Raw genomic sequence first — 26,685 nt, forward strand, 5'->3', positions numbered from 1 at the left:
GTGCATAACTCCTTATTTGGCCTCTTTGCCCACATTGTTGAGCAGGAACTTGCCGATCAGGTCCTCGAGCACCAGCGAAGACTGGGTGTCGTGGATGGTCCCGCCATCCTTGAGCACCGCCGTATCGCCACCCACGCTCAGGCCGATGTACTTCTCGCCCAACAACCCCGCGGTCAGGATCGACGCCGTGGAGTCGGTAGGCAGGTTGTTCACGCTCTTGTCGAGCGCCATCGTCACCCGGCCGGTGAAGCTGTCGCGGTCCAGATCGATCGCCGTGACCTTGCCGATGGTCACACCGGCCATGGTCACCTTCGCTCTGACAGTCAAACCGGCGATATTGTCGAAGTTGGCGTAAAGTTTATAAGTGTCGTGGTGCGAGGTGGGGGACAGGCCGCTCACGCGCAGCGCCAGCAGTACCAGCGCCAGAATCCCGGCCAGCACGAACAGGCCGACACCCACTTCCAAGGTGCGGTTTTGCATCAGAAATCTCCAAACATCAATGCGGTCAGAATGAAATCCAGACCCAGTACCGCCAGTGAGGCGTAGACCACGGTCCTGGTGGTGGCACGGCTGATCCCCTCTGAGGTGGGCTCGCAGTCGTAGCCTTGGAACACGGCGATCCAGGTGACCACAAAGGCGAACACCACACTCTTGATCAGGCCGTTGAGCACGTCTTCGGTGAAACTCACGCTGTTCTGCATGTTGGCCCAGTAGGAGCCGTCATAGACGCCCAGCCAGTTGACCGCCACCCATGAACCACCCCACACACCCACCACGCTGAACATCAGCGCCAGCAGCGGCAGTGAAATGAACCCCGCCCACAGGCGCGGCGCGGCAATGTACTTGAGCGGGTCGACGCCGATCATCTCGAGGCTGGACAACTGCTCGGTCGACTTCATGTTGCCGATCTCGGCCGCCAGCGCGGAGCCGGCGCGGCCCGCGAACAGCAACGCGGTGACCACCGGGCCGAGTTCGCGCAGCAGGGTCAGGGCGACCATTTGCCCCACTGCCTGCTCCGAACCGTACTTGGCCAGGATGCTGAAGCCCTGCAGGGCCAGCACGCCGCCGATGAACACACCGCTGACGATGATGATCGGCAGCGACAGCACGCCCACCGAATAGAGTTGCTGGACCAACAGCTGAAAGCGCCCGGAAACCCCACCACGGCCCAACAGCGCGTGCAGCAGGAACAGGCTCGAACGCCCCAGCACCTGGACCACGTCGATGGCCGAGCGGCCTACCAGGCGCACCCGGCCGGTCAGTGTCTTGCGGCGCATCAGCGGTTCCCCAGAAAGTCGGCGCCCAGCGCCGGGGCGGAAAAATGAAACGGCACCGGGCCGTCGGGCTGGCCCTTCATGAACTGGCGGATGCGCGGGTTATCCGAGGCCTTGAGCTCGGCCGGCGTGCCCTGCCCCAGCACCTGGCCCTCGCCGACCACGTACACGTAGTCGGCGATGCTCGAGGTTTCGGCCAGGTCGTGGGACACCACGATGCTGGTGATGCCGAGGGCATCGTTGAGCAGGCGGATCAGCCGCACCAGCACGCCCATGGCGATTGGGTCCTGGCCGACGAAGGGCTCGTCGTACATGAGGATTTGCGGGTCCATGGCGATCGCCCGGGCCAGCGCCACCCGGCGCTTCATGCCGCCGGACAGCTCGTCGGGCATCAATTCGATGGCGCCGCGCAGGCCCACGGCCTGCAGTTTCATCAGGACGATGTCGCGGATCATTTCTTCAGGCAGGTCGGTGTGCACCCGCAGCGGAAACGCCACGTTCTCGAACACGTCGAGGTCGGTGAACAGCGCGCCACTCTGGAACAACACGCCCATGTGCTTGCGCGCGTCGAACAGGTCGCTGCGCGACAGCGTGGGCAAATTCTGCCCATTGACCCACACTTCGCCGGCCGAGGGCCGCAGTTGCGCGCCCATCAGCCGCAGCAACGTGGTTTTACCGCAGCCGGACGGGCCCATGATGCCCGTGACCTTGCCGCGCGGAATGCGGATGTCGACGTTTTCGAAGATGCTGCGCGTGCCACGCTTGAAGGTCACTCCCTTCAACTCGACCGCGTAGGCGTTATCGGTTGTCATTGAAACTCCTTGCGACGCCACCACGCCCTGTGGGGCGCCCCGCCGCAGAGCGAGGGCACAGCCCGGGGCGGGCCAAGTAAGCGGCGAACTATATCACTCTGGACACAGGCGGCCCACTCGCATATGCAAAACTCACTGTTTCAGAAAATGCCTCATACGCCCTGTTGCGCGGTCTTTACCGAAACGGGATGAACGCCAGGCTGCATTCCCCTATAATCCCCGCCCTTGCCTTTTCTTCGACCTGTTCGCCATGAGCCTGCACGAATCCCTGATCCAGTCCGCGCACCGCACCATTCGCCTCGAGCTGCAAGCCGTCGAGGGCCTGCTTTCGCATATTGGCGGCGATTTCGTCAGTGCCTGCGAGATGATCATGGCCGGCAGCGGCCGCGTGGTAGTGATGGGCATGGGCAAATCCGGGCACGTGGGCCGCAAGATCGCCGCCACCCTGGCCAGCACCGGCACCCCGGCGTTTTTCGTCCACCCCGCCGAGGCCAGCCACGGCGACATGGGCATGATCACCACCGCCGACATCGTGCTGGCGCTGTCGCATTCGGGCTCGTCGGCCGAGATCATGACCCTGGTGCCGCTGTTCAAGCGCCTGGGCATCCGCCTGATCAGCCTGACCGGCAACCCCGAGTCGCCGCTGGCCAAGGCCGCCGACATCAACCTCGGCGCGCCGCTGGCGCAAGAAGCCTGCCCGCTCAACCTGGCGCCCACCTCCTCGACCACCGCCGCGCTGGTACTGGGCGATGCCCTGGCGGTGGCGCTGCTCGAGGCGCGCGGCTTCACCGCCGAAGACTTCGCGTTCTCCCACCCCGGGGGCGCGCTGGGCCGGCGCCTGCTGCTGAAGGTCGAGAACGTGATGCACGGCGGCGAGCAACTGCCCCAGGTGCGCCGCGGCACGCTGCTGCGCGAGGCCCTGCTGGAGATGTCGCGCAAGGGCCTGGGCATGACCGTGGTGCTCGAGGAAGACGGCCGCCTGGCCGGGATCTTCACCGACGGCGACCTGCGCCGCACCCTGGACCGCTCGGTAGACATCCATACCGCGCGCATCGACGACGTCATGACCGTACACGGCAAGACCACGCGCCCGCACTTGCTCGCCGCGCAGGCGCTGAAGGTCATGGAAGACAACAAGATCAGCGCCCTGGTGGTGGTCGACGACCACAACCGCCCGATCGGCGCGCTGAACATGCACGACCTGCTGCGTGCCGGAGTGATGTGAATGAACCCAGACCTGCTCGAACGCGCGCGGCGCGTTAAAATCGCGATTTTCGACGTTGACGGCGTGCTCACCGACGGCCGCCTGTACTTCCTCGAAGACGGCAGCGAGTTCAAGACCTTCAACACCCTCGACGGCCAGGGCATCAAGATGCTCGGCAACAGCGGCGTGATCACCGCGATCATCAGTGGCCGCAAAACCGCCGCCGTCGAGCGCCGGGCCAAGGCGCTGGGCATCAGCCACCTGTACCAGGGCCGCGAAGACAAACTCGTGGTGCTCGACGAACTGCTCGGGCAACTGGGCCTCGAATACCAGGACGTCGCCTACCTGGGCGACGACCTCCCCGACCTGCCGGTGATTCGCCGCGCGGGCTTGGGCATGGCGGTGGCCAATGCCGCGCCGTTCGTGCGCGAGCACGCGCGCGCCGTGACCCAGGCCAGGGGGGGCGAAGGCGCCGCTCGCGAGTTCTGCGAGCTGATCCTCAAGGCCCAGGGCAAGCTCGAAACGCTGCTTGGCAGCTATCTATAAGGCGCCGGAAGGTTCCGGCACCGGTAAGGTCCGCATATGCAGAATAAGCTGTTTCGAAATATCATTGCGCTGTTGGTGCTGACGCTGGTCGTCGGCGCCATCGGCTACTGGCGGATCGCGCCAGAGCGCTTCATGGACAACACGCCCGTGGCAGTCGATGAAAACCTCATCGACTACTACGCCACGAACACTCACACGGTGCAGTACATGGAAGACGGCAGCGTGCAATATGAACTGACCGCCGACAAGGTCGAGCACAAGCAGGCCAACGAGGTGTCGTACGTCACCCGGCCCGACATGCAGATCTACCGTGGCACCCCCTACCCCTGGCACGTGCGCAGCGATCGTGCCGAGGTCAACCCCGATGGCACCCAGGTCGAGTTGATCGACGCGGTGAAGATGAACCGGACCGATCAGAAGGATCGCACCACCATCATCAACACCAGCCGCGCCACGGTTTTTCCACGCCGCCAATATGCCGAAACCGACCAGAACGTTAGAATCGACGGCGCCAACGGGGTCACCACGGCCAAAGGCATGAAAGCGTATTTGAAAGACAGCAAGGTAGACTTGCTGTCCAACGTAAGAGGACAGTATGACGCTCGCTCTCGCTAAAACTCTCCCTGTTCTGCTTGGCCTGAGTGCGGCGCTCGGGAGCGTAGACGCCCTGGCGCTGCCCACCGACCGTGACCAGCCGATCCACATCCAGGCAGACACCTCGCAGCTTGACGACAAGCAAGGCGTGGCGGTGTACACGGGCGATGTGATCATCACCCAGGGCACCATGAAGATCACCGGCAACAAGGTGACCGTCACCCGCGACTCCAACGGCGACGTGAAGACCTTCACCTCCGTGGGCAACCTGGCTTATTACGAGCAGAAGCCGGCGGTGAACAAACCCATCGTGCAGGCGTGGGCGATCACCATCGACTACCTGGCCAACCAGGACCGGATCATCCTCACCGACCGCGCCAAGGTGCTCAACGACGGCAACGTGTCGACCGGCGAGAAAATCGTCTACGACACCGTCAAGCAGGTCGCCAACGCTGGCCGCGCCACCGGTTCGAAGATCACCGCGCCGCAGCCGCGGATCGACATGGTGATCCAGCCGAAGAAGAAAACCGACCAACCAGAGAAGGCGCAGTAATGGCAACTCTGAAGGCCCAGCACCTGGCCAAAAGCTACAAAGGCCGCCAGGTGGTCCGTGACGTCAGCCTGTCGATCGACAGCGGCCAGATCGTCGGCCTGCTTGGCCCGAACGGCGCCGGCAAGACCACCTGCTTCTACATGATCGTCGGCCTGGTGCAGGCCGACCAGGGCCGCGTGCTGATCGACGACCTCGACGTCAGCCACCAGCCCATGCACGGCCGCGCGCGCTCCGGGATCGGCTACCTGCCGCAGGAAGCCTCGATCTTTCGCAAGCTGTCGGTGGCCAAGAACATCATGGCCATCCTCGAAACCCGCAAAGACCTCGACGCCGCGGGCCGCCGCCAGGAGCTCGAAAGCCTGCTGCAGGAGTTCCACATCACCCACATCCGCGACAACCTCGGCATGAGCTTGTCCGGCGGTGAGCGGCGCCGGGTGGAGATCGCCCGCGCCCTGGCGACCTCGCCCAAGTTCATCCTGCTCGACGAGCCTTTCGCTGGCGTCGACCCGATCTCGGTCGGCGACATCAAGCAGATCATCCACCACCTCAAGAACAAGGGCATCGGTGTGCTGATCACCGACCACAACGTTCGCGAAACCCTGGACATCTGCGAAATCGCTTATATCGTCAATGACGGCCAATTGATCGCCGAAGGCAGCGCCGAAACCATCCTGGCCAACCAGTTGGTCAAGGAAGTGTACCTGGGCCACGAGTTCCGCCTTTGAGCAAGGGCCCGTGCCCCCTGGGCCCGGGCCATTCTTGTGCCAGGTTCTGATAGAGAACACTAGGCAAACCCCCAGGTTTCAGGCATATAATTTGCTTAAGGCTGCGACCCCTTTCACAGGGCGGGCAGTGTGTAGTGGATGGCGCCCCGCGCCGGCAGAACAAGGTGTCTAGCTTCCGCCATGAAACCAACGCTTGTCCTAAAAATGGGCCAGCAACTGACGATGACACCGCAGTTGCAACAGGCCATCCGCCTTCTTCAGCTCTCCACGCTGGATCTCCAACAGGAAATCCAGGAGGCGCTGGACTCCAATCCCATGCTCGAACGCCAGGAAGACGGCGAAGACTTCGACACCAGCGACCCGATGGCCGACCATGCCGAAATGAAGGCCAATGGTGAAGCCCAGGAAGCCGCCTACCAGGAAAGCAGCTACCAGGACAGCGCCCCGGTGGCCGAGCGCGAAGGTGGCGAGGAAGGCGACTGGGGCGACCGTATCCCCAACGAGCTGCCCGTAGACACCGCCTGGGAAGACGTTTACCAGACCAGCGCCAGCAGCCTGCCGGCCAGCGATGACGACGAGTGGGACTTCACCACCCGCACCTCGGCCGGTGAAAGCCTTCAAAGCCACCTGTTGTGGCAGCTCAACCTGGCGCCGATGTCCGACAACGACCGGCTGATCGCCGTGACCCTGATCGACAGCATCAACGGCCAGGGCTACCTCGAGGCGACCCTCGAGGAGATTTGCGAGGCGTTCGACCCCGAGCTCGACATCGAGCTCGATGAAGTCGAAGCCGTGCTGCACCGCATCCAGCAGTTCGAGCCCGCCGGCATCGCCGCGCGCAGCCTGAGCGAATGCCTGGCCCTGCAACTGCGCCAGCTACCGGCGAAAACCCCTTGGCTGGCTGAAGCCCAGCGCCTGGTCGGCGACTACATCGACCTGCTCGGCAGCCGTGACTACAGCCAACTGATGCGGCGCATGAAGGTCAAGGAAGACGAGCTGCGCCAGATCATCGAGCTGGTACAAAGCCTGAACCCCCGCCCCGGCTCGCAGATCGAGTCGAGCGAGCCCGAATACGTGGTCCCAGACGTCATCGTGCGCAAGGACAGCGAACGCTGGCTGGTCGAGCTCAACCAGGAGGCGGTGCCACGGCTGCGGGTCAACCCGCAATACGCCGGCTTCGTGCGCCGCGCCGACACCAGCGCCGACAACACCTTCATGCGCAACCAGTTGCAGGAGGCGCGCTGGTTCATCAAGAGCCTGCAAAGCCGCAACGAAACCCTGATGAAGGTGGCCACGCAGATCGTCGAGCACCAGCGCGGCTTCCTCGACTACGGCGACGAGGCCATGAAGCCGTTGGTACTGCACGACATCGCCGAGGCGGTGGGCATGCACGAGTCGACGATTTCCCGGGTGACCACGCAGAAGTACATGCACACCCCCCGTGGCATTTTCGAATTGAAATACTTTTTCTCCAGCCACGTCAGCACCTCCGAAGGCGGTGAATGCTCGTCTACGGCGATCCGCGCGATCATCAAGAAACTGGTCGCCGCGGAAAATCAGAAAAAGCCATTGAGCGACAGTAAGATCGCTGGTTTACTGGAGGCACAGGGCATCCAGGTGGCTCGCCGCACTGTCGCCAAGTACCGTGAATCCCTCGGGATCGCGCCGTCCAGCGAACGCAAGCGGTTGATGTAGCGCACCAGGTGCCGGCCCTGGCGGCAAGGCCGCGGCCAGGGCCCTCGTGTTCAGGGGGCCGGTATTTCCAGCCTCTTTATGCACTGGCAATAAGGAGAAGCGGTATGCAAGTCAACATCAGTGGGCATCAACTGGATGTGACCGACGCCATGCGTAGCTACATTGGCGAGAAGCTTTCCAAGCTCGAGCGGCATTTCGACAAGATCACCAACGTGCAGGTGATCATGGAGGTCGAAAAGCTCAAACAGAAAATCGAAGCCACCCTGCGGGTACCGGGTGCGGAAGTGGTGGCCAACGCCGAACATGACGACATGTACGCGGCCATCGACCTGCTCACCGACAAACTCGACAGGCAACTGCTCAAGCATAAGGAAAAACAGCAGAGCCACTTCCAAGGTGCGGCCGCTCGCTGATCTCCCCCCCATGATCCGACTCGAACAGATCCTGACCCCCGGCCGTTCCCTGGTGAACGTGCCGGGCGGCAGCAAGAAACGCGTACTGGAAACGATCGCCAACCTGGTAGCTCGCGAGCTGCCCGGCCTCGACAGCCAGGACATCCTCGAAGCGCTGGTAGCCCGCGAACGCCTGGGCTCGACCGGCTTCGGCAACGGTATCGCCATTCCGCACTGCCGGCTGGCCGGCTGCCAAGCGCCGATCAGCGCGCTGCTGCAACTCGACCACCCGGTAGACTTCGACGCCATCGACGGCGCCCCGGTCGACCTGCTGTTCGTGCTGCTGGTGCCGCAGGCGGCCACGGACGAACACCTCGAACTGCTGCGCCAGATCGCCAGCATGCTCGACCGCAAGGACATCCGCGAGCACCTGCGCTCGGCCGGAGACAGCGAAGCCCTGTACAAGGTGGTACTGGACGCCCAGAAGGGTCACTAAGCATGCGCCTGATCATCGTCAGCGGCCGCTCCGGCTCCGGCAAGAGCACCGCGCTGGACGTGCTGGAAGACAACGGTTTCTACTGCATCGACAACCTGCCGGCCGGCCTGCTGCCGCAACTGGCGGAGCGCGCGCTGATCCACACCGAGCTGGCGCAGCCGCTGGTGGCGGTGTCTATCGATGCCCGTAACCTGCCCAGCCACCTGAGCCGCTTCCCCGAGCTGCTCGACGAAGTCCGCGGCCGGCACATCGTTTGCGACGTGCTGTACCTCGACGCTGACGAAGACACCCTGCTCAAGCGCTTTTCCGAAACCCGCCGGCGCCACCCGCTGAGCAACGCCGAGCGTTCGCTGGCCGAGGCGATCCGCGTGGAGCGCGACCTGCTCGGCCCGATTGCCGACCTCGCCGACCTGAAGATCAACACCACCCACCTGAACCTGTACCAGCTGCGCGACGCGATCAAGCTGCGCCTGCTGAACAAACCCGATGCCGGCACGGCCTTCCTGATCGAATCGTTTGGCTTCAAGCGTGGGGTACCGGTCGACGCCGACGTGGTGTTCGATGTGCGCTGCCTGCCCAACCCCTACTGGAAGCCCGAACTGCGCGAGCATTCCGGCCTTGACCAGCCGGTGATCGACTACCTGGCGGCCTCCCCGGACGTTCAGGAGATGTACCAGGATATTCACACCTACCTGTTCAAATGGTTGCCGCGCTTCGCCGCCAGCAACCGTGCCTATGTCACAATAGCCATCGGCTGCACGGGTGGGCACCACCGCTCGGTTTACCTCACCGAGCGCCTGGGCGCTGAACTGCAACACACCCTGAAAAACGTGCAGGTTCGCCATCGCGACCTGACCTGATAGGAACTGCCCCGCAATGCCCGCACTCGACATCACCATCATCAATAAACTGGGCCTGCATGCACGGGCCGCGGCGAAGTTCGTCGGCGTGGCCGGGCGCTACCCGTGCCAGGTGCGGGTCGGGCGCACGGCCAGTTCACTGGTCGACGGCAAGAGCATCATGGCGGTGATGATGCTGGCGGCGGGCAAAGGCACGGACATCCACCTGAGCACCGAGGGCGAACAGGCCCAGGACGCGCTCGACGCCCTGGCCCAGTTGATCAACGACAAGTTCGACGAAGGCGAATAACGCCTTCAACCCAGCGCGGTATCCATCACCATCATCAGGCAGAAGCCCACGCACAGCCCCAGGCTGGCCAGCTTGTGATGGCCGTTGCTGCGCGACTCGGGAATGATCTCGTGGGTGACCACCAGCAGCATGGCGCCGCCGGCGAACGCCAGGCCCAACGGCAGTAGCATCTGCGCCAGGGTCACCAGCCAGCCACACAACACCGCGAACACCGGCTCGACCAGCCCTGAGGCGGCACCAATCAGGAACGCCCGCACGCGAGACATCCCCGCCCCGGCCAACACCAAGGCGATCACCAGGCCCTCGGGCACGTCTTGCAGGGCAATGCCGATGGCCAGGCTATTAGCGCCTTCCATATGGCCACCCGCCGATACGCCGACGGCCATCCCTTCAGGGATGTTATGCACGATGATCGCGATGACGAACACCCAGATGCGTGCCGGTACCACCGGCCGGTCAGGGGCCGACACCAGGGCCTCGGGGCTGGCCACTGGCACCTGCCGGTCGAGCAGGTACAGCGCCATGGCGCCGAGCATGATGCCGAAACTCACCAGTAAACCGGCGCCCCAGGCGGAAAAGCCCAACACCGCCGCAGCATCGAGGCCCGGCAGTATCAACGAAAAGGCAGTGGCCGCGAGCATCACCCCGGCACCGAAGCCCAGCAGGGTGTCGGCGGCGGCCACCGGCATATTGCGGATCACCAGCACCGGCACGGCGCCCAGGGCAGTACCCAGGGCGCACAATGCGCCGCCTTGCAGCGCGCGGAGCATGCCGCTGTCCAGTTGTAGCCAGTCCAGCGCCCGCGCTGCCAGCAGGGAAAACCCCGCCAGCAGCAGCAAGGTACCTAACGCCAGGCGGAACAGGCGAACACTGCTGACCGACAGATTGTCGGTTCGCTTGCCCACAGCCTGAGCGTCAGGCAATGGCGGCCTGGTAGCGTTTCTCGACTTCTGGCCAGTTGATGACGTTATAGAAGGCATTGATGTATTCCGGGCGGCGGTTCTGGTATTTGAGGTAGTAGGCGTGTTCCCAGACGTCCAGGCCCAGGATCGGGGTGTTGCCGTTCATCAGCGGGCTGTCCTGGTTGGCGCTGCTCTCAACCACGAGTTTTTTCGCCGGGGTTACGCTCAGCCACGCCCAGCCACTGCCGAAGCGGCTGACCGCGGCCTTGGTGAAGGCTTCCTTGAAGGCGTCGAAGCCGCCCAGCTCAGCGTCGATGGCCTGGGCCACCGAACCGCTGGGCTGGCCACCACCGCTCGGGCTCATCACTTCCCAGAACAGCGAGTGGTTGGCGTGGCCGCCGCCGTGGTTGGTGATCGCGCCTTGTTTGTCCGCAGGCAGGCTTTTCAGCTCGCGCAGCAGTTTTTCCAGCGGCCATTGCGCGTACTCGGTGTTTTCCACCGCGGCGTTCAGGCCGTTGACGTAGGTCTGGTGGTGCTTGGTGTAGTGAATCTCCATCGTCTCTTTATCGACGTTCGGCTCCAGCGCGTCATAGGCGTAGGGCAGCTTGGGCAAAGTGAAAGCCATGTCAGTGAACTCCGTAACGGTGGGTGGGTGGCTGCTCCAGTGCCGGCGGGTAACCTGGGGCTTCCAGGTGGCCGGCGAGCAGCCGGGTAATACGGGGAAACTCGCCCTGCTCGCGGATGAACCCGAGCAATTCGGTGCGGGTATGGCTGCCGTGCCGCAACGCGGCCTGGCGCAAGGCTGGGGCCAGGCGCAGGTCGTGTACGGCCAGCAGCAAGCGCTGGTGGATCGCGCAAAGGTACTCGGCGCTCTCCTCCGGCTGGCCCAGCCGGATGTGCAGGTCGGCCAGATTCAAGTGGGAGATCACACAAGCAGCCACCGCCTCGTCCGGCTCGGGCCAGCGTTCGAACAGGGTCTGGGCCCAGGCCAGTGCTTGCAGGTATTGCTCGCGCGCCTCGGCCAGTTCACCGCGTTCGAAATGGCCGTTGGCCCGCCCGATGAGGTGTTTCCAGTGCTGCATGGCGATCTCCAGGGCGGTCAAAGACCGCCGGCGGTGAGTTTGACCGGGTCCAGCAGGGCCTCAAGGCGGTCGCGGGGCAAGTCGGTGTTCTCCAGTGCCACGTCGATCACCGGCCGCCCTTCTCGGTAGGCCTGCTTCGCGATCTCGGCGGCCTTCTGGTAACCGATGATCGGGTTCAGTGCCGTGACCAGGATCGGATTGCGCCCCAGCGCTTCCTTGATCTTGGCCTCGTTGACACGGAAGCTGGCGATCGCCTTGTCTGCCAATAGGCGGCTGGCATTGGCCAGAAGTTCAATGCTTTCGAGCAGGTTCGAGGCGATCACCGGCAGCATCACGTTCAATTCGAAGTTGCCCGACTGGCCGGCCACGGCGATGGTGGCGTCGTTGCCAATCACCTGCGCGGCCACCATGGCGGTGGCTTCCGGGATCACCGGGTTGACCTTGCCCGGCATGATCGAAGAGCCCGGCTGCAAGCCCTCCAGCTCGATCTCGCCAAGGCCGGCCAGCGGCCCTGAGTTCATCCAGCGCAGGTCGTTGGCGATTTTCATCAGGCTCACGGCGAGCGTTTTCAACTGGCCAGACACGGCAACGGCGGTGTCTTGCGAGCCGATCAGGGCGAACAGGTTGGCGCCCGGGGTGAACGGCACGCCGGTGGCGCTGTGCAGTTGCTCACTGAACAGCCGCGAGAAGTCCGGGTGGGCGTTGATCCCGGTGCCCACCGCATTGCCGCCCTGGGCCAGTGCCTGCAGCGCCGGCTGCACGCCACGCAGGTGGCCGATGCCGGCGCGCAGTTGCGCGGCCCAGCCCAGCAGCACCTGGCTCATGCGCACCGGCATGGCGTCCATCAGGTGGGTGCGGCCGGTTTTCACGTAGGCGTGCACTTGCTCGGCCTTGGCCTCGATGGTGCCGACCAGGTGCTCCAGTGCCGGCAGCAAGTGCTCGTGCAAGGCCAGCGCGGCGCTGATGTGGATGGTGCTGGGGATGATGTCGTTGCTGCTCTGGCCGCAGTTGACGTGGTCGTTGGGGTTGACCGCTTCGCCGAGTGCGCGGCTGGCGAGGGTGGCGATCACCTCGTTGGCGTTCATGTTCGAGCTGGTGCCCGAGCCGGTCTGGAAGATGTCGACCGGGAAGTGCTGCATGAAATCCCCCGCCAGCAACTGCTCGCATGCCTGGCCAATGGCTTGGCCTTGGGCCGGGGTGATCTGTTCCAACGCCACGTTGGCGCGGGCGGCGGCGGCCTTGGCGAGGATCAGCGCGCGCACGAACTGCGCGGGCATGCGCTGGCCACTGACCGGGAAGTTGTTGACCGCGCGCTGAGTCTGGGCGCCGTACAGGGCCTCGGCCGGCACCTGCAGCTCACCCATGCTGTCACGCTCGATACGGGTAGTGCTCATCAGAAGTGTCCTTGTTGGGGGGCTTGGTAGGAAAGCGACGGCTGCAGCTCGCACTGCGCCAGGGCCTGGGCATACAACTGCCATTGCCGCAGGGCGGCGCAGCTGTCGGCCAGCCCGTGGAGGTCACGCAGGGGGCGCCAAGCTTGGTCCAGGCACTGGTTGCGCCAGTGCCAGGGCAGCGCGATGTCGATAGCGGTGTCTAGCAGCAGGCGGAAGCTGCTGCGCGCCACGGCCGCGGGGCCCATGGGCGTGAAGCGCGCCAGGCAGCGCCCGGCGGCGAAATAGTGGTCGATCAGCCGCGGTTCGTCGGGCTGCAACGCACAGCGGATTTGCGTGCCCAACCAGTGCCAGTGGTGGAGGTAGGGCAGTTCACGGACAGCAGACGTCATCGCATAAACCGTATCGCTCCGGTAATGCGTTTTATTATTATTTGATAAGGAGAATCACTGCAAGTGGGGAAGTGTGAATGGGCGTGGCTTCGGCGGCCTTCGCCCGGCACGGCCGTAATGCTGTTCACTTAAGGAATCAGAGCGCTAAATCGGGGTTAAAAAGCCCTGATTTCTTCAAATGGTTTTACTGAGCGCATGACCGGACTGGCCCTTCGCCCGGCATAGCCGGCCTCCCACCAGTTCTGTGTTGTCCCGTAAATCAAGTACTTACACAAATCTGGTGGGAGGCCGTGGTCCGGCACTCCGGCTGTGCCGGGCGATAGGCCCTGAAGCTCATGCACAAAATCAGCAGAGCTCACAGATCGATCCCTTTCTTAAAGCCGTGAAATTGCTTAAGTGAACAGCATTACGGCACAGCCGGGCAAAGGCGCAGCCGGGGTTCAGCTCCCTGCCACGGTCATCCGCTCGATCAACACCGAGCCACTGCGAATGTGGCTGCGGGTTTCGACGTCAGCGCCTACATCGACGATATTGCCGAGGATGTCTTTCATATTGCCGGCGATCGTCACTTCCTGAACCGGGAACTGGATCTCCCCGTGCTCCACCCAAAAGCCCGCTGCGCCGCGGGAGTAATCCCCGGTGACCATGTTCAGGCCGTGGCCCATCAGCTCGGTCACCAGCAAACCGCGGCCCATACGCTTGATCAGCGCCTGCTGGTCGTCGTTGCCGTGGGTCACGTAGAGGTTGTGCACGCCGCCAGCGTTGGCGGTGCTGGGCATGCCCAGCTTGCGCCCGGAATAGGTCGAGAGCACGTAAGACACCAGCCGGCCGTTCTCGATGAACGGTTTCGCCGAGGTGGCCAGGCCGTCGCCGTCGAACGATGCGCTGGCCAGCCCGCCCCGAATGTGTGGGCGTTCGTCGAGGGTCATCCACGCCGGGAAGATCATCTCGCCCAGCTTGCCTTCGAGAAACGACGACTTGCGGTACAGGTTGCCGCCGGAAATCGCCGACAGGAAGCTGCCAAACAGCCCGCCCGCCAGTTCGGCGGAGAACAGCACCGGCACTTCGCAGGTCGGCACCGGGCGTGCGCCCAAACGGCTGGCGGCGCGCTCGGCGGCGCGCCGGCCAATCGATTCGGGGCTGGCCAACTGTTCGCCACGGCGGTTGAAGTCGTACCAGTAATCGCGCTGCATCTGCCCGTTGGCTTCGGCGATCATCACGCAAGACAACGTGTTGCGGGTAGACGCGTAACCGCCGATGAAACCATGGCTGTTGCCATACACCCGGCAACCCTGGTGTACGTTGACCGTGGTGCCATCGGCATTGAGAATGCGCGGATCCGCGTCGAACGCCGCGGCTTCAGCCGCCAGGGCCTTTTCGATGGCCTGGTCCGGGGTGATCGCCCACGGGTGATACAGGTCGAAGTCCTCAATGCTTTTGGCCATCAGGCTGGCGTCGGCCAGGCCCGAGCAAGGGTCTTCAGAGGTGTGCTGGGCGATGGCCAGGGCCGCGGCGACGGTTTCGCGGATCGCCGCGGTACCGCTGGCCGAGGTGCTCGCCGAGCCTTTGCGCTGGCCCACGTACAGGGTGATGCCAAAGCCTTGGTCGCGGTTGAACTCGACCGTTTCGACCTCGCGCTGGCGCACCGAGGTCGACAGCCCCTGCTCCAGCGACACCGCCACTTCGCACGCGGTGGCCCCTTGGCGCCTGGCTTCGTCGAGAATCTGCTCGACCTGCGCCTGCAACTGGGGCAAGTCCCCGGGCCCGACGCTTTGCTCTGCTTTCATGGCACTCTCCACACTTCACATTCGCTGTTCAGTACGGGCGGCCGATACAAGCGGCCCCCGACTGGTTATCATGGCGGCGTTTTTAATCGGACGGCCCCCATGGTTGATTCTTACGACGACTCCCTCGGCGAGGGAAAAAGCAAAACCCAAATCAAGCGCGAAATGCACGCGCTGACCGAACTGGGCGAGCGCCTGATGGCGCTCAAACCCGACATGCTGGCCCGCCTGCCGTTGACCGACGGCCTGCGCAAGGCCCTCGAAGAGGCACCCCGGCATACCGCCCACTCGGCGCGCAAGCGGCACACGCTGTTCATCGGCAAGCTGATGCGCGACCAGGATACCGACGCGATCCTGCAACTGCTTGACCAGGTCGACAGCTCGACCCGCGAATACAACGAGCGTTTTCACAACCTCGAGCGCTGGCGCGACCGCCTGATCAACGGCAACGATGAGGTGCTGGCGCTGTTTTTCAGCGAATACAACGAGGCCGACCGCCAGCACCTGCGCCAGTTGATCCGCCACGCCCAGCACGAGGCGGCCCACAACAAGCCGCCGGCGGCCGCGCGCAAGCTGTTCAAGTACATTCGCGAGCTGGACGAACAACAACGCGGCCTGCGCTGACCGGCGCCCTCAGGCGCCGGTACCGCCCACGGTGATGGCGTCGATCTTCAGGGTCGGCTGCCCTACCCCGACCGGCACCGACTGGCCATCCTTGCCACAGGTGCCCACGCCGCTGTCCAGGGCCAGGTCGTTGCCCACCATCGACACCCGGCTCATGGCCTCTGGGCCATTGCCGATCAAGGTCGCGCCCTTGACCGGGGCGGTGATCTTGCCGTCTTCGATCAGGTAGGCCTCGCTGGTGGAGAACACGAATTTGCCGCTGGTGATGTCTACCTGCCCACCACCGAGGTTGGCGCAATAAATGCCGCGTTTCACCGAGGCGATGATCTCTTGCGGGTCACTGGCGCCGGCCAGCATGTAGGTGTTGGTCATGCGTGGCATCGGCAGGCAGGCGTAGGACTCGCGGCGGCCGTTGCCGGTGCGGGCCTTGCCCATCAGGCGGGCATTGAGCTTGTCTTGCATGTAGCCCTTGAGGATGCCGTTCTCGATCAGCGTGGTGCACTCGGTGGGGGTGCCTTCGTCGTCGACCGACAACGACCCGCGGCGGCCGCTGAGGGTGCCGTCGTCGACGATGGTGCACAGCGACGACGCGACCTTCTCACCCACCCGGCCGCTATAGGCCGAGCTGCCCTTGCGGTTGAAGTCCCCTTCCAGGCCGTGGCCCACGGCTTCATGCAGCAACACGCCCGACCAGCCCGAGCCCAGCACCACCGGCAGGGTGCCGGCGGGCGCGGCCACTGCCTCGAGGTTGACCAGCGCCTGGCGCAGGGCCTCGCGGGCATAGCCCATGGCCCGGTCGTTCTCGAGGAAGTAGCGGTAGTCGGTACGCCCGCCACCGCCCTGGCCACCGCGCTCGCGGCGGCCGTTCTGTTCAACGATCACGCTCACGTTGAAGCGCACCAGCGGGCGCACGTCGGCGGCCAGGGTGCCGTCGGTGGCGGCCACCAGCACCCGGTCCCATACCCCCGAGAGGCTGACCGACACCTGCTGGATGCGCGGGTCGAGGGCGCGGGTCTGGGCGTCGATGCGCTTGAGCAGCTCGACTTTTTCAGCGCGGCTGAGCACTTCGAGAGGGTTGTCCGGGGCGTACAGTTGCTCGACCGCTTGCGGGCTGAACACCTGCACCCGGCCGTTCTGGCCGGCGCGGGAGATCGACCGCGCCGCCAGCGCTGCTTGCTGAAGGGCTGGCAAGTCGAGGGTGTTGCTGTAGGCGAAGCCGGTTTTCTCGCCGGACTGGGCACGCACGCCCACGCCTTGGTCGAGGTTGAAGCTGCCTTCCTTGACGATGCCGTCTTCGAGTGCCCAGGATTCGGAGATTTGCGCCTGGAAGTACAAGTCCGCGGCATCGATGCCGGGGCCGGCCAGCTCGCCGAGCACCGCCTGCAAAGCGGCCTGGTCGAGGCCACCGGGTGTCAGCAAATGTTCACTGACGCTGCTTACCATGTCGCTCATGTTCACTCCACATCTGCGGCAGGCCGCGGCGCGCCCTGCGTAAACAAACGCCGGTGCGCCAGCACCGGCATGCGCGCCCGGATGAGCGCTTGTTCTTCTGCGTCCCGTGCCGCACAGAGCACGGCAGGCCCCTTGGCCTGTTCGGCGAGCAGCCGCCCCCACGGGTCGACGATCGCCGCTTGGCCCCAGGTGTGCCGGGGGCCCGGGTGTTCGCCGCCTTGGGCGGCGGCGAGCACATAACACTGTGTTTCGATGGCCCTGGCGCGGATCAGCACCTCCCAGTGGGCCGCACCGGTCACCTCGGTGAAGGCCGAGGGCGCGCTGATCAGTTCAGCGCCCTGCTCGCGCAGGCGGCTGTACAGCTCCGGGAAGCGCAGGTCGTAGCACACCGTCAGGCCCAGCCGGCCCACCGGGGTGTCTGCCACCACGATGGTCTGACCATGAGCATAGTCGTCCGACTCCCGGTAGCGCGCGCGGTTGTCGCTCACGTCGACGTCGAACAAATGCAGTTTGTCGTAACGCGCTACCACCTCGCCGCTGTCGGCCAGCAACAGTGAACACGCCCGTGGGCGTGCCTCTGGGGCGTCGAACGGCGGCAGTGGCAGTGTGCCGGCCACTATCCATAGATTCAGGTCGCGCGCGGCCTGTTTCAAGGCCGGCAGGATCGGCCCCTCGCCCAACGCCTCGCTCCGGCCAATCGCGGCGGCGTCGCGGCGCCCGAGCGAGGCGAAGTTCTCTGGCAACACCACCAGCCGCGCGCCGGCCTCGGCGGCCTGCTCGAGCAGGCCGCGGGCAGCGGCAAGGTTGGCGGCGATGTCCGGCTGGCTGACCATCTGGATCACGGCAAAGGTCATGGCGGGGCTCTCCAATAGGGGCAAGGCAACGGCGATGCTAGCACCGGCGGGTCATTGCGGCTTGCGGAAGGCTTTGTCGAAGGCCAGTTTCGGGTCTTTCAACGGGCCTTGCACCGTGTATTGCACGGTGGCGAAGCGCGCCACCCGGTCACCCAGCAGTTTGTCGAAGATGAACAGCGCCCCGCCCACCGCCGGCGCGCCGACGATCAACGCGGCCAGCGGCAGGTTGGTCGACAGCGGCAGGGTGACCAGCACCTTGGCGTCGATGCGGTCGGCGGCCATGTCGAGGGTGCCGTCCATTTCAAGGTTGCTCGACGGCCCAGCGAGGGTGATCGGCGTGCGCGTGACATACACGCCATTGCTGGCCGCCAGTTGCCCCTTCACTTCGTCGTAGCTCAAGCCCTTGCCCCAGAGGTCGGAAAAGTCCAAGCGCAAGCGCCGGCCGATGGCGTTGAAGTTGAGCAGGCCGAATACCCGCAGTGCCTGGGCGCCGCCTTCTACCTCGACAAACTGGCCGTGGCGCAGGTCGGCATCGATGCTGCCCGAATAGCGCTTGGGCGACACCCAGGCCGGCGACCCCGGCCAACGGCCGTCGACGCCAATGGCAAAGCGTTCGCTGGTCACGCTGGGGGCGAACTTCCAGGCCTTGAGCACATCGCCGAGGTTCTTCCCGGCCATCTGGCCCTTGAACCAACTGCTGGTGGCCCCCGGGGCGCCCTCCCAACTGCCCGCGCCACTGAGCTGCAGGCCTTTCAGGCCGAGGGCGATGTCGCTGAAGTTCACGCCCTTCTCGCTGGGGCGCATTTTCAAGGCCCACGCGCCAATCGGCTCATCGCCCTGCCAGAGCTGGTCGATGGCCAGGTTGACCGCCGGCAGGCTGCGCGGGTCGACGCTGGCCAGAGGGTCTGGCGTGTCTACCGGCTCGCTGCCCTCGGGCGCCGGCGGCGCGGCCGGCGGCAGGTGCACCGCTTGCAGGCGCACGTCGATCGGCGCGCCGCTGGCGGCCGGCAGGGTGGCCTTGCCGGTCACCTGCTGGCTGGCCAGGGCCAGCGCCCAGCCGCCGCCGGGCAGCGGCGCGAGGTTGACCTGGGCCTGGTTGAGGGTGGTGCCGATGCCGGTGAGCTCGCCGATGTTCAGGTCGATGCTGTTCAACCACTGCCAGTTGCTGCCAGCGCCGCCACCGCCCAGCGCCGCGCTGCCCTGGGTTTTCCAGGCGGCAACGTCGAGCCGGGCCAGGCTGCCACGCACCCGCAGGCCTTTGTCGGCCGGCAATTGCGCCGGGGTGCTGCCCAGTTGCAGCTCGCCACGGCCATTGGCGGCGTTGCCGCCGGGCGCCAGGTACACGCCGTTGGCCACGTCACCGTAACGGGCGCTGGCCAGGCGGTCTTCACCGGCCAGCGACAGCTCGAAATGGCTGGGCCGCGGCGCCAGGGCGTCTTTGCCGAACGGCTCTGGCAGGCTGAAGGCCAGGCCCTTGAGGTCGGTGTCTACGCTCAGGCGGCTGCGCTCGTCGAGCCACACCTGCAGGTCGAACGGGATGTCGCCGCTGACCGGCAGCGCGCCGCTGTAGGCCAGCCATTCGGCCAGCGCCTTGGCGTTCACCTGCCCGCGCGCGGCAATACGCGTGGCCGGGGCGCCAGGCTTGCCCTCGGCGAAAATCTGCGCGCTCACCGGCTTGCCGAAGGCCTGGCCGGTGATGCCCTGCCCGCTCAGGCCCTTGGCCAGGTCAAAACGCATCGCCCCCTTGAGCTGGCTGAGCTCCAGGGCCGGCTTGGCGATTTTCAGCCGCGCGCCTTCAGTGGCGAAATCCACCTGCACGGCGGGTAGCTGGCCCTTGACCAGCGGGATGTCCAACGCCAGCGAGCCATTCAGCGGGCCGTCGGCCTCCCAGCCGGCGAAGGTGTCGCCGGTGCCGATCGGCGCGGTCTGCAGCAGGGTGATGCCGTCATCCAGGGTGCCGGCGAACTGGCCATCGACCAACAGGTGGCTGGGCTGGCTGCTCGGTACGTGGGGTACCCGCACGTCCACCGCGCTGACCTGCGCGCCCAGCACCTGGCCGCGGTCGGCGAGGATGCGCACGTCGCCATCCTGGATGTACACCCGCCCATCCACGTGCTCGGCCTGGGGCCAGCCCGGCTCGAAGGCCAGGGCGGCATCATGCACCTTGAAGAACAGGCTGATGCTGCGCGCGTGGTCCGGCGCCGCCTTGGCCAACGACCCCTGGTACTGGAAGTAGCCTTCGTCTACATGGCCGCGGATCTGCGCCTTGCGCAGCCAGTCGGCGACCGAGGTGGGCAGTTCCTGGGGCAGGTATTTGGGCGTGTACTGCCCGTCGCCCTGGCTGAGGCCCACGCGCAGGTCCATGTACGGCTCTATTTCGTGGGCGAACGGCAGGTAGATGTTGAAGTCGGCGGCGATCTGCCCTTCTTCGCCCTGCACGCGGATCGCCGGCGCCGCCAGGGTGAAGGCGGTCGAGTCCAGGCGCCAGGTGAGCAGCGCGTTGGCCTTGAGGTAGTGCCACTGCTGGGTAAAGATCGGAAACAGATGCAGCATGAAGTCTGTAGTGGCCAGGCGCAGCTCACCGTGGCCCAGGTCACCGTTGATCGCCCCGCTCACGTTGGCAGCCCCGGGGGCGCCGTGGTACGGGCCGAAGCCGAGGCGGTCGAGGTTGGCGGCGAAGCTCAGGCGGCGGTCCCCCTGCGCTTGCGGGCGCCACTCCAGCTGCAGGTTGCGCAGCGCACCCGTGAAGGCCAGCGAATCGACACCTTGGCGGGCCGCCACGGGCAACGGCGCCCACGCGTCGATCAAGGCGGTAAGCGGCGCCAGCTCGAGGCGGTCGGCCTGCAGCTGCCACAGCGGGCCGTCGTTGCCGGCGCCCTGGCGCACCTGCAGGCGGCTTTCCCAGCGCTTGCCTTGAAGGGTCATGGCCAGGGAATTGACCAGCACCTCAAAGCCTTCATCGCCGCGGCGCACCCAGGCGTTGAGGGCGAGGTCCTTCGCGCCCGCGGTTTTTTGCTGGCCATACCCCCCCACTACAACCGGAGCATTGAGCCGCAGCGCTGCGCTTTGCAGGCCACCGGCGCGCCACTCGGCCCACGCCTCGCCTCCCGCTTTGAGGGTGGCGAGGTTCCACCCTTGCAGCAGGCTGGGTGGTACCCACCGCGCCCAATCGCTTTGCGGCAAGCTGAGGTAGGCACTCAGGCTGCTCTGTTCCCAGGCCTGGGGCACCAGCCGCCCTTGCACATGGGCGGCCAAGGGCTGGCCATCGGGCAGGTTCAGGCGCAGGTCGAGGCGCTGCTCGCCGGCCACGCCATTGCGCAGGCTCAGGGCCACGTAGTTGAGGGCGAGCGGGTCGCGGTCGCGCGGTTTGAGGGTGAGCTGGCTGTCGTTGAGGCTGACCTCGCCCAGTTGCTCGAGGCGCCCGAGCACGGTGGCTGGGTCCAGCGGGCTGTCGTGCTGCTGCGGCGGCAAGCCCTTGAGCGCCCACTGGCCGTCGGCGCCCTGCTCCAGGCTCAGGCGCAGGCCGTCTACTTCAAGGTACGCCAGGCGCGGCGAGAGGGTCAGCAGGCTGCGCCACAGCGACGGCACCACCTGCACCCGCTCCAGGCGGATCGCGTCGCGGCCGCTGCCAAGGGTGATGTCGCGCGCCGCCAGCACCGGCGCCAAGCCGTGCCAGCGGCCTTCGAGGGCGCCCACCTGAACGGGCATGCCCAGCAGTTGGCTGGCCTTGACGCTGGCCGGGCCGGCGTACTCGCCCACCAGCGGCACCAGGTAGCGGCCCAGGCTGACCAGCAGCGCGAGCAGGATCAGCCCCGCGGCGCACAAGCCCAGGGCCCAACGCACGAGCGCATCCAGAAACCGCGTCAGGCGCGCCATGGGAAATAACCTTCAAACACCGGGAACGACTGAATCAGAGCAACACCACGTCGTATTGTTCCTGCGAGTACATCGATTCGACCTGAAAGCGAATGGTGCGGCCAATGAAGGCTTCGAGCTCGGCGACGTTCCCGGATTCCTCGTCGAGCAGGCGGTCGACCACCTTCTGGTTGGCCAACACTCTATAGCCTTCGGCCTGGTAGGCACGTGCTTCCCGGAGAATTTCCCGGAAAATTTCATAACAGACCGTTTCCGGGGTTTTCAGCTTGCCGCGGCCCTGGCAGCTCACACAGGGCTCGCACAGCACCTGTTCGAGGCTTTCGCGGGTGCGCTTGCGGGTCATCTGCACCAGCCCCAGCTCGGTGATGCCGATGATGTTGGTCTTGGCGTGGTCGCGCTCGAGTTGTTTTTCCAGGGTGCGCAGCACCTGGCGCTGGTGCTCTTCGTCTTCCATGTCGATGAAGTCGATGATGATGATCCCGCCGATGTTGCGCAGGCGCAGTTGCCGGGCGATCGCGGTGGCGGCCTCGAGGTTGGTCTTGAAGATGGTTTCCTCGAGGTTGCGGTGGCCGACGAACGCGCCGGTGTTGACGTCGATGGTGGTCATCGCCTCGGCCGGGTCGACGACCAGGTAGCCGCCAGACTTGAGCGGCACCTTGCGCTCCAGCGCGCGCTGGATTTCATCCTCCACCCCGTACAGGTCGAAAATCGGCCGTTCACCGGGGTAATGCTCCAGGCGGTCGGCGATCTCCGGCATCAGCTCGGCAACGAACTGCGTGGTTTTCTGGAAGGTTTCCCGGGAGTCGATGCGGATTTTCTCGATCTTCGGGTTGACCAGGTCGCGCAGCGTGCGCAGCGCCAGGCCGAGGTCTTCGTAGATCACCGTGGGCGCGCCGACGGTCTTGATCTGGTGGCCGATCTGCTCCCACAAGCGCCGCAGGTAGCGGATGTCGAGCAGCAGGTCTTCGGCGCGGGCGCCCTCGGCGGCAGTGCGCAGGATAAAACCGCCGTTGTCGGTGATGCCCTCCTGGGCCATGCAGTCGGTGACCGCGCGCTTGAGGCGGTCACGCTCGGCTTCGTCTTCGATCTTCAGCGAAATACCCACGTGGCTGCTGCGTGGCATATACACCAGGTAGCGCGACGGGATAGACAACTGAGTGGTCAGGCGCGCGCCCTTGGTGCCGATAGGGTCTTTGGTGACCTGCACCACCAGGCTTTGCCCTTCGTGCACCAGGGCGCTGATGGTTTCGACCGCCTGGCCTTCGCGCAGGGAAATCTCCGAGGCATGGATGAACGCCGCGCGTTCCAGACCGATGTCGATGAACGCCGCCTGCATGCCGGGCAGCACCCGCACCACTTTGCCCTTGTAGATGTTGCCGACGATCCCGCGGCGCTGTGTCCGTTCGACATGGACCTCTTGCAGCACGCCGTTTTCTACCACCGCCACGCGCGATTCCATCGGCGTGATGTTGATCAGGATCTCTTCACTCATGGGGCTTCCATCCAGGGCAATGTTGTTGTTCGTTACCTCATTGCCAGCACGCGACACCCATTTGCGCCAGCAGTTGAGCAGTTTCGCACAACGGCAGGCCAACTACCGATGAATAACTTCCATCGAGGCTTTCGACGAACACCGCGCCAAGGCCCTGGATGGCGTATCCGCCGGCTTTGTCGGCGGGTTCGCCGGTATGCCAGTAGGCCTCGGCGCGGGCCGCGCTGATGGCGCAAAAACGCACACGGCTGCTCACGCACACGGCCTGTTCACGGGTGCCGTCGGTCACTGCGACGGCGGTCAGCACCTGGTGCTCGCGCCCGCCCAGGGCCAGCAGCATGGCCTGGGCCTGGGCGGCGTTTTCCGGCTTGCCGAGAATGCGCCCGTCGAGCACCACGCTGGTGTCGGCGCCCAGCACCACGCCAGGGCCGCCGAGCCCGGCTAGGCCGGCCCGCGCCTTGCCGCGCGCCAGGCGCTCTACATACAGCTCAGGCAGCTCATTGGGCAGTGGAGTTTCATCGATGGGCGCGGCGATGACACTAAAAGCCACGCCGATTTGTTCGAGCAGTTCCCGCCGGCGCGGCGAGCCAGAGGCCAGGTAAAGGGCAGCCATGGCGGCGCCTCCGTGCGGTCAGTTGATCCGGTAGCGCTGGCGCAGGCCACGCAGGCCGTAGCTCACCCACGGCCAGAGCAAGGCGCTGACCACCGCGGGCAGTAGCAGCGCCAAGGTTGGCTGGCGGTTGCCGGTCAGGGCGCTGAGCCACAACTGCGCCAGTTGCATAACTCCCAGCACCACGAACAGCGTGAGGCATTGCTGCCACATGTGGAACAGCCGCAGGCGCGGTGCCAGCGACATCACCAGGAAGATGGTCAGGGTGAGGATGAGCGCGTTCTGCCCCAGCAGGGTGCCGAACAGCACGTCCTGGGCCAGGCCCAGCACGAAGGCGGTGGTCATGCCGATTTTATCCGGCAGTTGCAGGCACCAGAACGCCAGCAGCAGGGCCACCCACAGCGGGCGAAGGATTTCCATGAACTGCGGCATCGGCGCCACGCTCAGCAGCAGGCCGATGACGAAGGTGAACCAGACGATCCAGCCATGGTTGCGGCGGCGGGTGGCGACCATCAGTGGCGTTCTCCGGTGCTGGCTGGCGGGGCCGCCGGCGCGCTGGCCGGGTGGCTCTGGCGGCTGGCGGGGTGCGAGGCGGCCGGCTTGCTGGCGGGCTTGGCCGGCTCAGCGGGCTTCGCCGGTTCGGCCGGTTTCGCCGCGCTGGCGGCCGGCGCGGCGGTGGCGGCGGCAGGCGTGGCCGGGTGGCCGCCGGCGGCTTCTTCGGCCTGGGCGGCGTCGGCGGCGCGTTGCTCCGGGGTGCGCGCATCGCTGAACACCAGCAGCACGTAGCGGCTGCGGTTCAGCGCGGCGGTGGGCACCGCGCGGACCACGGCGAACGGCTGGCCCTGGTCGTGGATCACTTCCTTGACCGTGGCCACCGGGTAGCCGGCCGGGAAGCGCTGGCCGAGGCCCGAGCTGACCAGCAGGTCGCCTTCTTTGATGTCGGCGGTATCGGCCACGTGGCGCAACTCGAGGCGTTCGGGGTTGCCGGTGCCGCTGGCAATGGCGCGCAGGCCGTTGCGGTTGACCTGCACCGGGATGCTATGGGTGCTGTCGGTGAGCAGCAGCACCCGCGCGGTGTAGGGCATCAACTCGACCACCTGGCCCATCAGCCCACGGGCGTCGAGCACCGGCTGGCCGAGGAACACGCCATCGCGCTCGCCCTTGTTGATCAGAATCCGCTGGGTGAAGGGGTTGGGGTCCATGCCGATCAGCTCGGCCACCTCGACCTTCTCGTTGACCAACGCCGACGAATTGAGCAACTCGCGCAGGCGCACGTTCTGCTCGGTCAGGGCCGCCAGCTTTTGCAGGCGCCCCTGCAGCAGCAGGGCTTCGGTCTTGAGTTTCTCGTTTTCGGCGATCAGCTCGGTGCGGCTGCCAAACTGGCTGGCCACCGCTTGCCAGGTGCGCCCGGGCAGGTCGGTGATCCAGTAAGACTCCATCAACACCAGCGACATCTGGCTGCGCAACGGCGCCAGCAGGGTGAGGCGCGAATCGACCACCATCAGGGCGATAGCGAGCACACCCAGCACGAGCAGGCGTACGCCCAGCGAAGGGCCTTTGCTGAAAAGCGGTTTAATGGTCCGCTCCTCTCGGGCAGATGGGCGCGTGTTCAATCATGGGGAAACCGGTACGAACGGGAGGCAATGCGGGGTATGGAAGCCATGGACTACAGGTTACACCGCCGGTGCAACCTGTAAACCCGGCCCGGCTCACTCGCTGGAGAGCAGGTCCATGGTGTGCTTGTCCATCATTTCCAGCGCACGGCCGCCACCGCGGGCCACGCAGGTGAGCGGGTCTTCGGCGACGATCACCGGCAGGCCGGTTTCCTGGGCCAGCAGTTTGTCGAGGTCGCGCAGCAGCGCGCCGCCGCCGGTCAGCACCAGGCCACGCTCGGCGATGTCGGAGGCCAGTTCTGGCGGCGATTGCTCCAGGGCGCTCTTGACCGCCTGAACGATGGTCGCCAGCGATTCCTGAAGGGCCTCGAGCACTTCGTTGGAGTTCAGGGTGAAGGCGCGCGGTACACCTTCGGCCAGGTTACGGCCGCGGACGTCGACTTCACGCACTTCACCGCCCGGGTAGGCGGTGCCGATTTCCTGCTTGATGCGCTCGGCGGTGGATTCGCCGATCAGGCTGCCGTAGTTGCGGCGCACGTAGGTGACGATGGCTTCGTCGAAACGGTCGCCACCGACCCGCACGGATTCGGCATAGACCACGCCGTTCAGGGAGATCAGCGCGATTTCGGTGGTACCACCACCGATGTCGACGACCATCGAGCCACGGGCTTCTTCGACCGGCAGGCCGGCACCGATGGCGGCGGCCATCGGTTCTTCGATCAGGAACACTTCACGGGCACCGGCGCCCAGGGCCGATTCGCGAATGGCGCGGCGCTCGACCTGGGTGGATTTGCACGGCACGCAGATCAGCACACGGGGGCTGGGCTGCAGGAAGCTGTTCTCGTGCACCTTGTTGATGAAGTACTGGAGCATTTTTTCGCACACGCTGAAGTCGGCGATCACGCCGTCTTTCATCGGACGAATGGCAGCGATGTTGCCAGGCGTACGGCCCAGCATGCGCTTGGCGTCGGTACCGACGGCCACCACGCTCTTCTGGTTGCCGTGGGTGCGGATGGCGACCACGGAAGGTTCGTTCAGGACGATACCGCGCTCACGCACGTAAATAAGGGTGTTGGCTGTCCCCAGGTCGATGGAAAGATCGCTGGAAAACATGCCACGCAGTTTCTTGAACATGGAAAGATGACCCTGGGAACGCGTGGTAAAAAAGTGGCG

28 protein-coding genes are annotated in these 26,685 nt (G+C 65.4%); 11 read left to right on the top strand and 17 right to left on the bottom strand.

Annotated features, from left to right (window positions below; translation table 11 throughout):
* Positions 1-12 precede the first annotated feature (12 nt).
* From mlaD to ACFZCE_RS06610, 3 genes are read right to left on the bottom strand one after another with little or no spacing between them, the layout of a single operon-like run.
* Positions 13-480 carry an outer membrane lipid asymmetry maintenance protein MlaD gene (mlaD, locus tag ACFZCE_RS06600; protein ID WP_390937186.1) on the bottom strand — a complete coding sequence of 156 codons (468 nt, stop codon included), beginning with the start codon at positions 478-480 and terminating at the stop codon, positions 13-15.
* Complete coding sequence (mlaE, locus tag ACFZCE_RS06605; protein ID WP_390937188.1) at positions 480-1,277, bottom strand: lipid asymmetry maintenance ABC transporter permease subunit MlaE; 798 nt, start codon at positions 1,275-1,277, stop codon at positions 480-482. The genes mlaD and mlaE overlap by 1 nt, the downstream gene beginning before the upstream one ends.
* On the bottom strand, positions 1,277-2,086 hold the full coding sequence (locus ACFZCE_RS06610; protein WP_390937189.1) for an ATP-binding cassette domain-containing protein: 810 nt from the start codon (positions 2,084-2,086) through the stop codon (positions 1,277-1,279). The genes mlaE and ACFZCE_RS06610 overlap by 1 nt, the downstream gene beginning before the upstream one ends.
* Positions 2,087-2,336: 250 nt before the next feature.
* On the opposite strand from ACFZCE_RS06610, the gene ACFZCE_RS06615 reads away from it, so the two are divergent.
* From ACFZCE_RS06615 to ACFZCE_RS06660, 10 genes are all read left to right on the top strand, one after another.
* Complete coding sequence (locus tag ACFZCE_RS06615; protein ID WP_390937191.1) at positions 2,337-3,311, top strand: KpsF/GutQ family sugar-phosphate isomerase; 975 nt, start codon at positions 2,337-2,339, stop codon at positions 3,309-3,311.
* The gene (locus ACFZCE_RS06620; protein WP_390937193.1) at positions 3,312-3,836 is read left to right on the top strand and encodes an HAD hydrolase family protein; all 525 of its coding nucleotides are present in this window, start codon (positions 3,312-3,314) and stop codon (positions 3,834-3,836) included.
* A 36-nt stretch (positions 3,837-3,872) separates the two neighbouring features.
* Positions 3,873-4,451, top strand: a complete 579-nt coding sequence (gene lptC / locus ACFZCE_RS06625) for an LPS export ABC transporter periplasmic protein LptC (protein WP_390937194.1) — start codon at positions 3,873-3,875, stop codon at positions 4,449-4,451.
* Positions 4,432-4,983, top strand: a complete 552-nt coding sequence (lptA, locus tag ACFZCE_RS06630; protein ID WP_390937195.1) for a lipopolysaccharide transport periplasmic protein LptA — start codon at positions 4,432-4,434, stop codon at positions 4,981-4,983. Before lptC ends, lptA begins: the two co-directional genes overlap by 20 nt.
* Entirely contained in the window at positions 4,983-5,708 is a 726-nt protein-coding gene (gene lptB / locus ACFZCE_RS06635) for an LPS export ABC transporter ATP-binding protein (protein ID WP_390937198.1), read from the top strand. Before lptA ends, lptB begins: the two co-directional genes overlap by 1 nt.
* Before the next feature lie 180 nt (positions 5,709-5,888).
* Positions 5,889-7,403: an RNA polymerase factor sigma-54 gene (locus ACFZCE_RS06640; RefSeq protein WP_390937200.1), complete on the top strand. Its 1,515-nt coding sequence runs from the start codon at positions 5,889-5,891 to the stop codon at positions 7,401-7,403.
* A gap of 104 nt (positions 7,404-7,507) precedes the next feature.
* Entirely contained in the window at positions 7,508-7,816 is a 309-nt protein-coding gene (gene hpf / locus ACFZCE_RS06645; RefSeq protein ID WP_390937201.1) for a ribosome hibernation-promoting factor, HPF/YfiA family, read from the top strand.
* 10 nt (positions 7,817-7,826) lie between these two features.
* Positions 7,827-8,291 (top strand): PTS IIA-like nitrogen regulatory protein PtsN, encoded by a 465-nt coding sequence (ptsN, locus tag ACFZCE_RS06650; RefSeq protein ID WP_390937203.1) that lies wholly within the window; start codon positions 7,827-7,829, stop codon positions 8,289-8,291.
* A gap of 2 nt (positions 8,292-8,293) precedes the next feature.
* Positions 8,294-9,151 (top strand): RNase adapter RapZ, encoded by an 858-nt coding sequence (gene rapZ / locus ACFZCE_RS06655; protein WP_390937205.1) that lies wholly within the window; start codon positions 8,294-8,296, stop codon positions 9,149-9,151.
* A 16-nt stretch (positions 9,152-9,167) separates the two neighbouring features.
* A complete protein-coding gene (locus ACFZCE_RS06660; protein WP_390937207.1) occupies positions 9,168-9,440 on the top strand; it encodes an HPr family phosphocarrier protein in 273 nt (90 codons plus the stop codon).
* A gap of 5 nt (positions 9,441-9,445) precedes the next feature.
* Here ACFZCE_RS06660 and ACFZCE_RS06665 read toward each other — a convergent pair whose 3' ends face one another.
* The 6 genes from ACFZCE_RS06665 to pmbA form a co-directional block, all read right to left on the bottom strand.
* On the bottom strand, positions 9,446-10,345 hold the full coding sequence (locus ACFZCE_RS06665; protein WP_390937209.1) for a ZIP family metal transporter: 900 nt from the start codon (positions 10,343-10,345) through the stop codon (positions 9,446-9,448).
* Positions 10,346-10,355: 10 nt separating this feature from the next.
* Complete coding sequence (locus tag ACFZCE_RS06670) at positions 10,356-10,967, bottom strand: Fe-Mn family superoxide dismutase (protein WP_390937211.1); 612 nt, start codon at positions 10,965-10,967, stop codon at positions 10,356-10,358.
* A 1-nt stretch (position 10,968) separates the two neighbouring features.
* Positions 10,969-11,424, bottom strand: a complete 456-nt coding sequence (locus tag ACFZCE_RS06675; RefSeq protein WP_390937213.1) for a tol-pal system YbgF family protein — start codon at positions 11,422-11,424, stop codon at positions 10,969-10,971.
* Between the two features lie 17 nt (positions 11,425-11,441).
* Positions 11,442-12,818: a class II fumarate hydratase FumC gene (gene fumC, locus ACFZCE_RS06680; RefSeq protein WP_390937215.1), complete on the bottom strand. Its 1,377-nt coding sequence runs from the start codon at positions 12,816-12,818 to the stop codon at positions 11,442-11,444.
* The gene (locus tag ACFZCE_RS06685; protein ID WP_390937217.1) at positions 12,818-13,207 is read right to left on the bottom strand and encodes a FagA protein; all 390 of its coding nucleotides are present in this window, start codon (positions 13,205-13,207) and stop codon (positions 12,818-12,820) included. Before ACFZCE_RS06685 ends, fumC begins: the two co-directional genes overlap by 1 nt.
* A gap of 440 nt (positions 13,208-13,647) precedes the next feature.
* On the bottom strand, positions 13,648-14,994 hold the full coding sequence (gene pmbA, locus ACFZCE_RS06690) for a metalloprotease PmbA (protein WP_390937219.1): 1,347 nt from the start codon (positions 14,992-14,994) through the stop codon (positions 13,648-13,650).
* A gap of 99 nt (positions 14,995-15,093) precedes the next feature.
* On the opposite strand from pmbA, the gene yjgA reads away from it, so the two are divergent.
* Positions 15,094-15,615 carry a ribosome biogenesis factor YjgA gene (gene yjgA, locus ACFZCE_RS06695; RefSeq protein ID WP_390937221.1) on the top strand — a complete coding sequence of 174 codons (522 nt, stop codon included), beginning with the start codon at positions 15,094-15,096 and terminating at the stop codon, positions 15,613-15,615.
* 9 nt (positions 15,616-15,624) lie between these two features.
* Here the strand turns inward: yjgA and tldD are convergent, their stop codons facing one another.
* The 8 genes from tldD to mreB all read right to left on the bottom strand — a co-directional run bounded on the left by tldD (position 15,625) and on the right by mreB (position 26,646).
* Complete coding sequence (gene tldD / locus ACFZCE_RS06700; protein ID WP_390937223.1) at positions 15,625-17,067, bottom strand: metalloprotease TldD; 1,443 nt, start codon at positions 17,065-17,067, stop codon at positions 15,625-15,627.
* A 2-nt stretch (positions 17,068-17,069) separates the two neighbouring features.
* Positions 17,070-17,921 (bottom strand): nitrilase-related carbon-nitrogen hydrolase, encoded by an 852-nt coding sequence (locus ACFZCE_RS06705; RefSeq protein WP_390937224.1) that lies wholly within the window; start codon positions 17,919-17,921, stop codon positions 17,070-17,072.
* A 51-nt stretch (positions 17,922-17,972) separates the two neighbouring features.
* Positions 17,973-21,797: a YhdP family protein gene (locus ACFZCE_RS06710; protein ID WP_390937227.1), complete on the bottom strand. Its 3,825-nt coding sequence runs from the start codon at positions 21,795-21,797 to the stop codon at positions 17,973-17,975.
* Positions 21,798-21,831: 34 nt separating this feature from the next.
* Positions 21,832-23,289 carry a ribonuclease G gene (gene rng / locus ACFZCE_RS06715; RefSeq protein WP_390937229.1) on the bottom strand — a complete coding sequence of 486 codons (1,458 nt, stop codon included), beginning with the start codon at positions 23,287-23,289 and terminating at the stop codon, positions 21,832-21,834.
* A gap of 37 nt (positions 23,290-23,326) precedes the next feature.
* Positions 23,327-23,902, bottom strand: a complete 576-nt coding sequence (locus tag ACFZCE_RS06720; RefSeq protein ID WP_390937231.1) for a Maf family nucleotide pyrophosphatase — start codon at positions 23,900-23,902, stop codon at positions 23,327-23,329.
* 18 nt (positions 23,903-23,920) lie between these two features.
* Positions 23,921-24,412, bottom strand: a complete 492-nt coding sequence (mreD, locus tag ACFZCE_RS06725) for a rod shape-determining protein MreD (RefSeq protein ID WP_390937233.1) — start codon at positions 24,410-24,412, stop codon at positions 23,921-23,923.
* Positions 24,412-25,476 (bottom strand): rod shape-determining protein MreC, encoded by a 1,065-nt coding sequence (gene mreC, locus ACFZCE_RS06730; RefSeq protein WP_390937507.1) that lies wholly within the window; start codon positions 25,474-25,476, stop codon positions 24,412-24,414. The genes mreD and mreC overlap by 1 nt, the downstream gene beginning before the upstream one ends.
* Before the next feature lie 132 nt (positions 25,477-25,608).
* On the bottom strand, positions 25,609-26,646 hold the full coding sequence (gene mreB / locus ACFZCE_RS06735) for a rod shape-determining protein MreB (RefSeq protein WP_097086069.1): 1,038 nt from the start codon (positions 26,644-26,646) through the stop codon (positions 25,609-25,611).
* Between the last annotated feature and the right edge of the window lie 39 nt (positions 26,647-26,685).

Origin of the sequence: Pseudomonas sp. NPDC007930 (genome assembly GCF_042958985.1) — a bacterium.
Lineage (GTDB): Bacteria > Pseudomonadota > Gammaproteobacteria > Pseudomonadales > Pseudomonadaceae > Aquipseudomonas.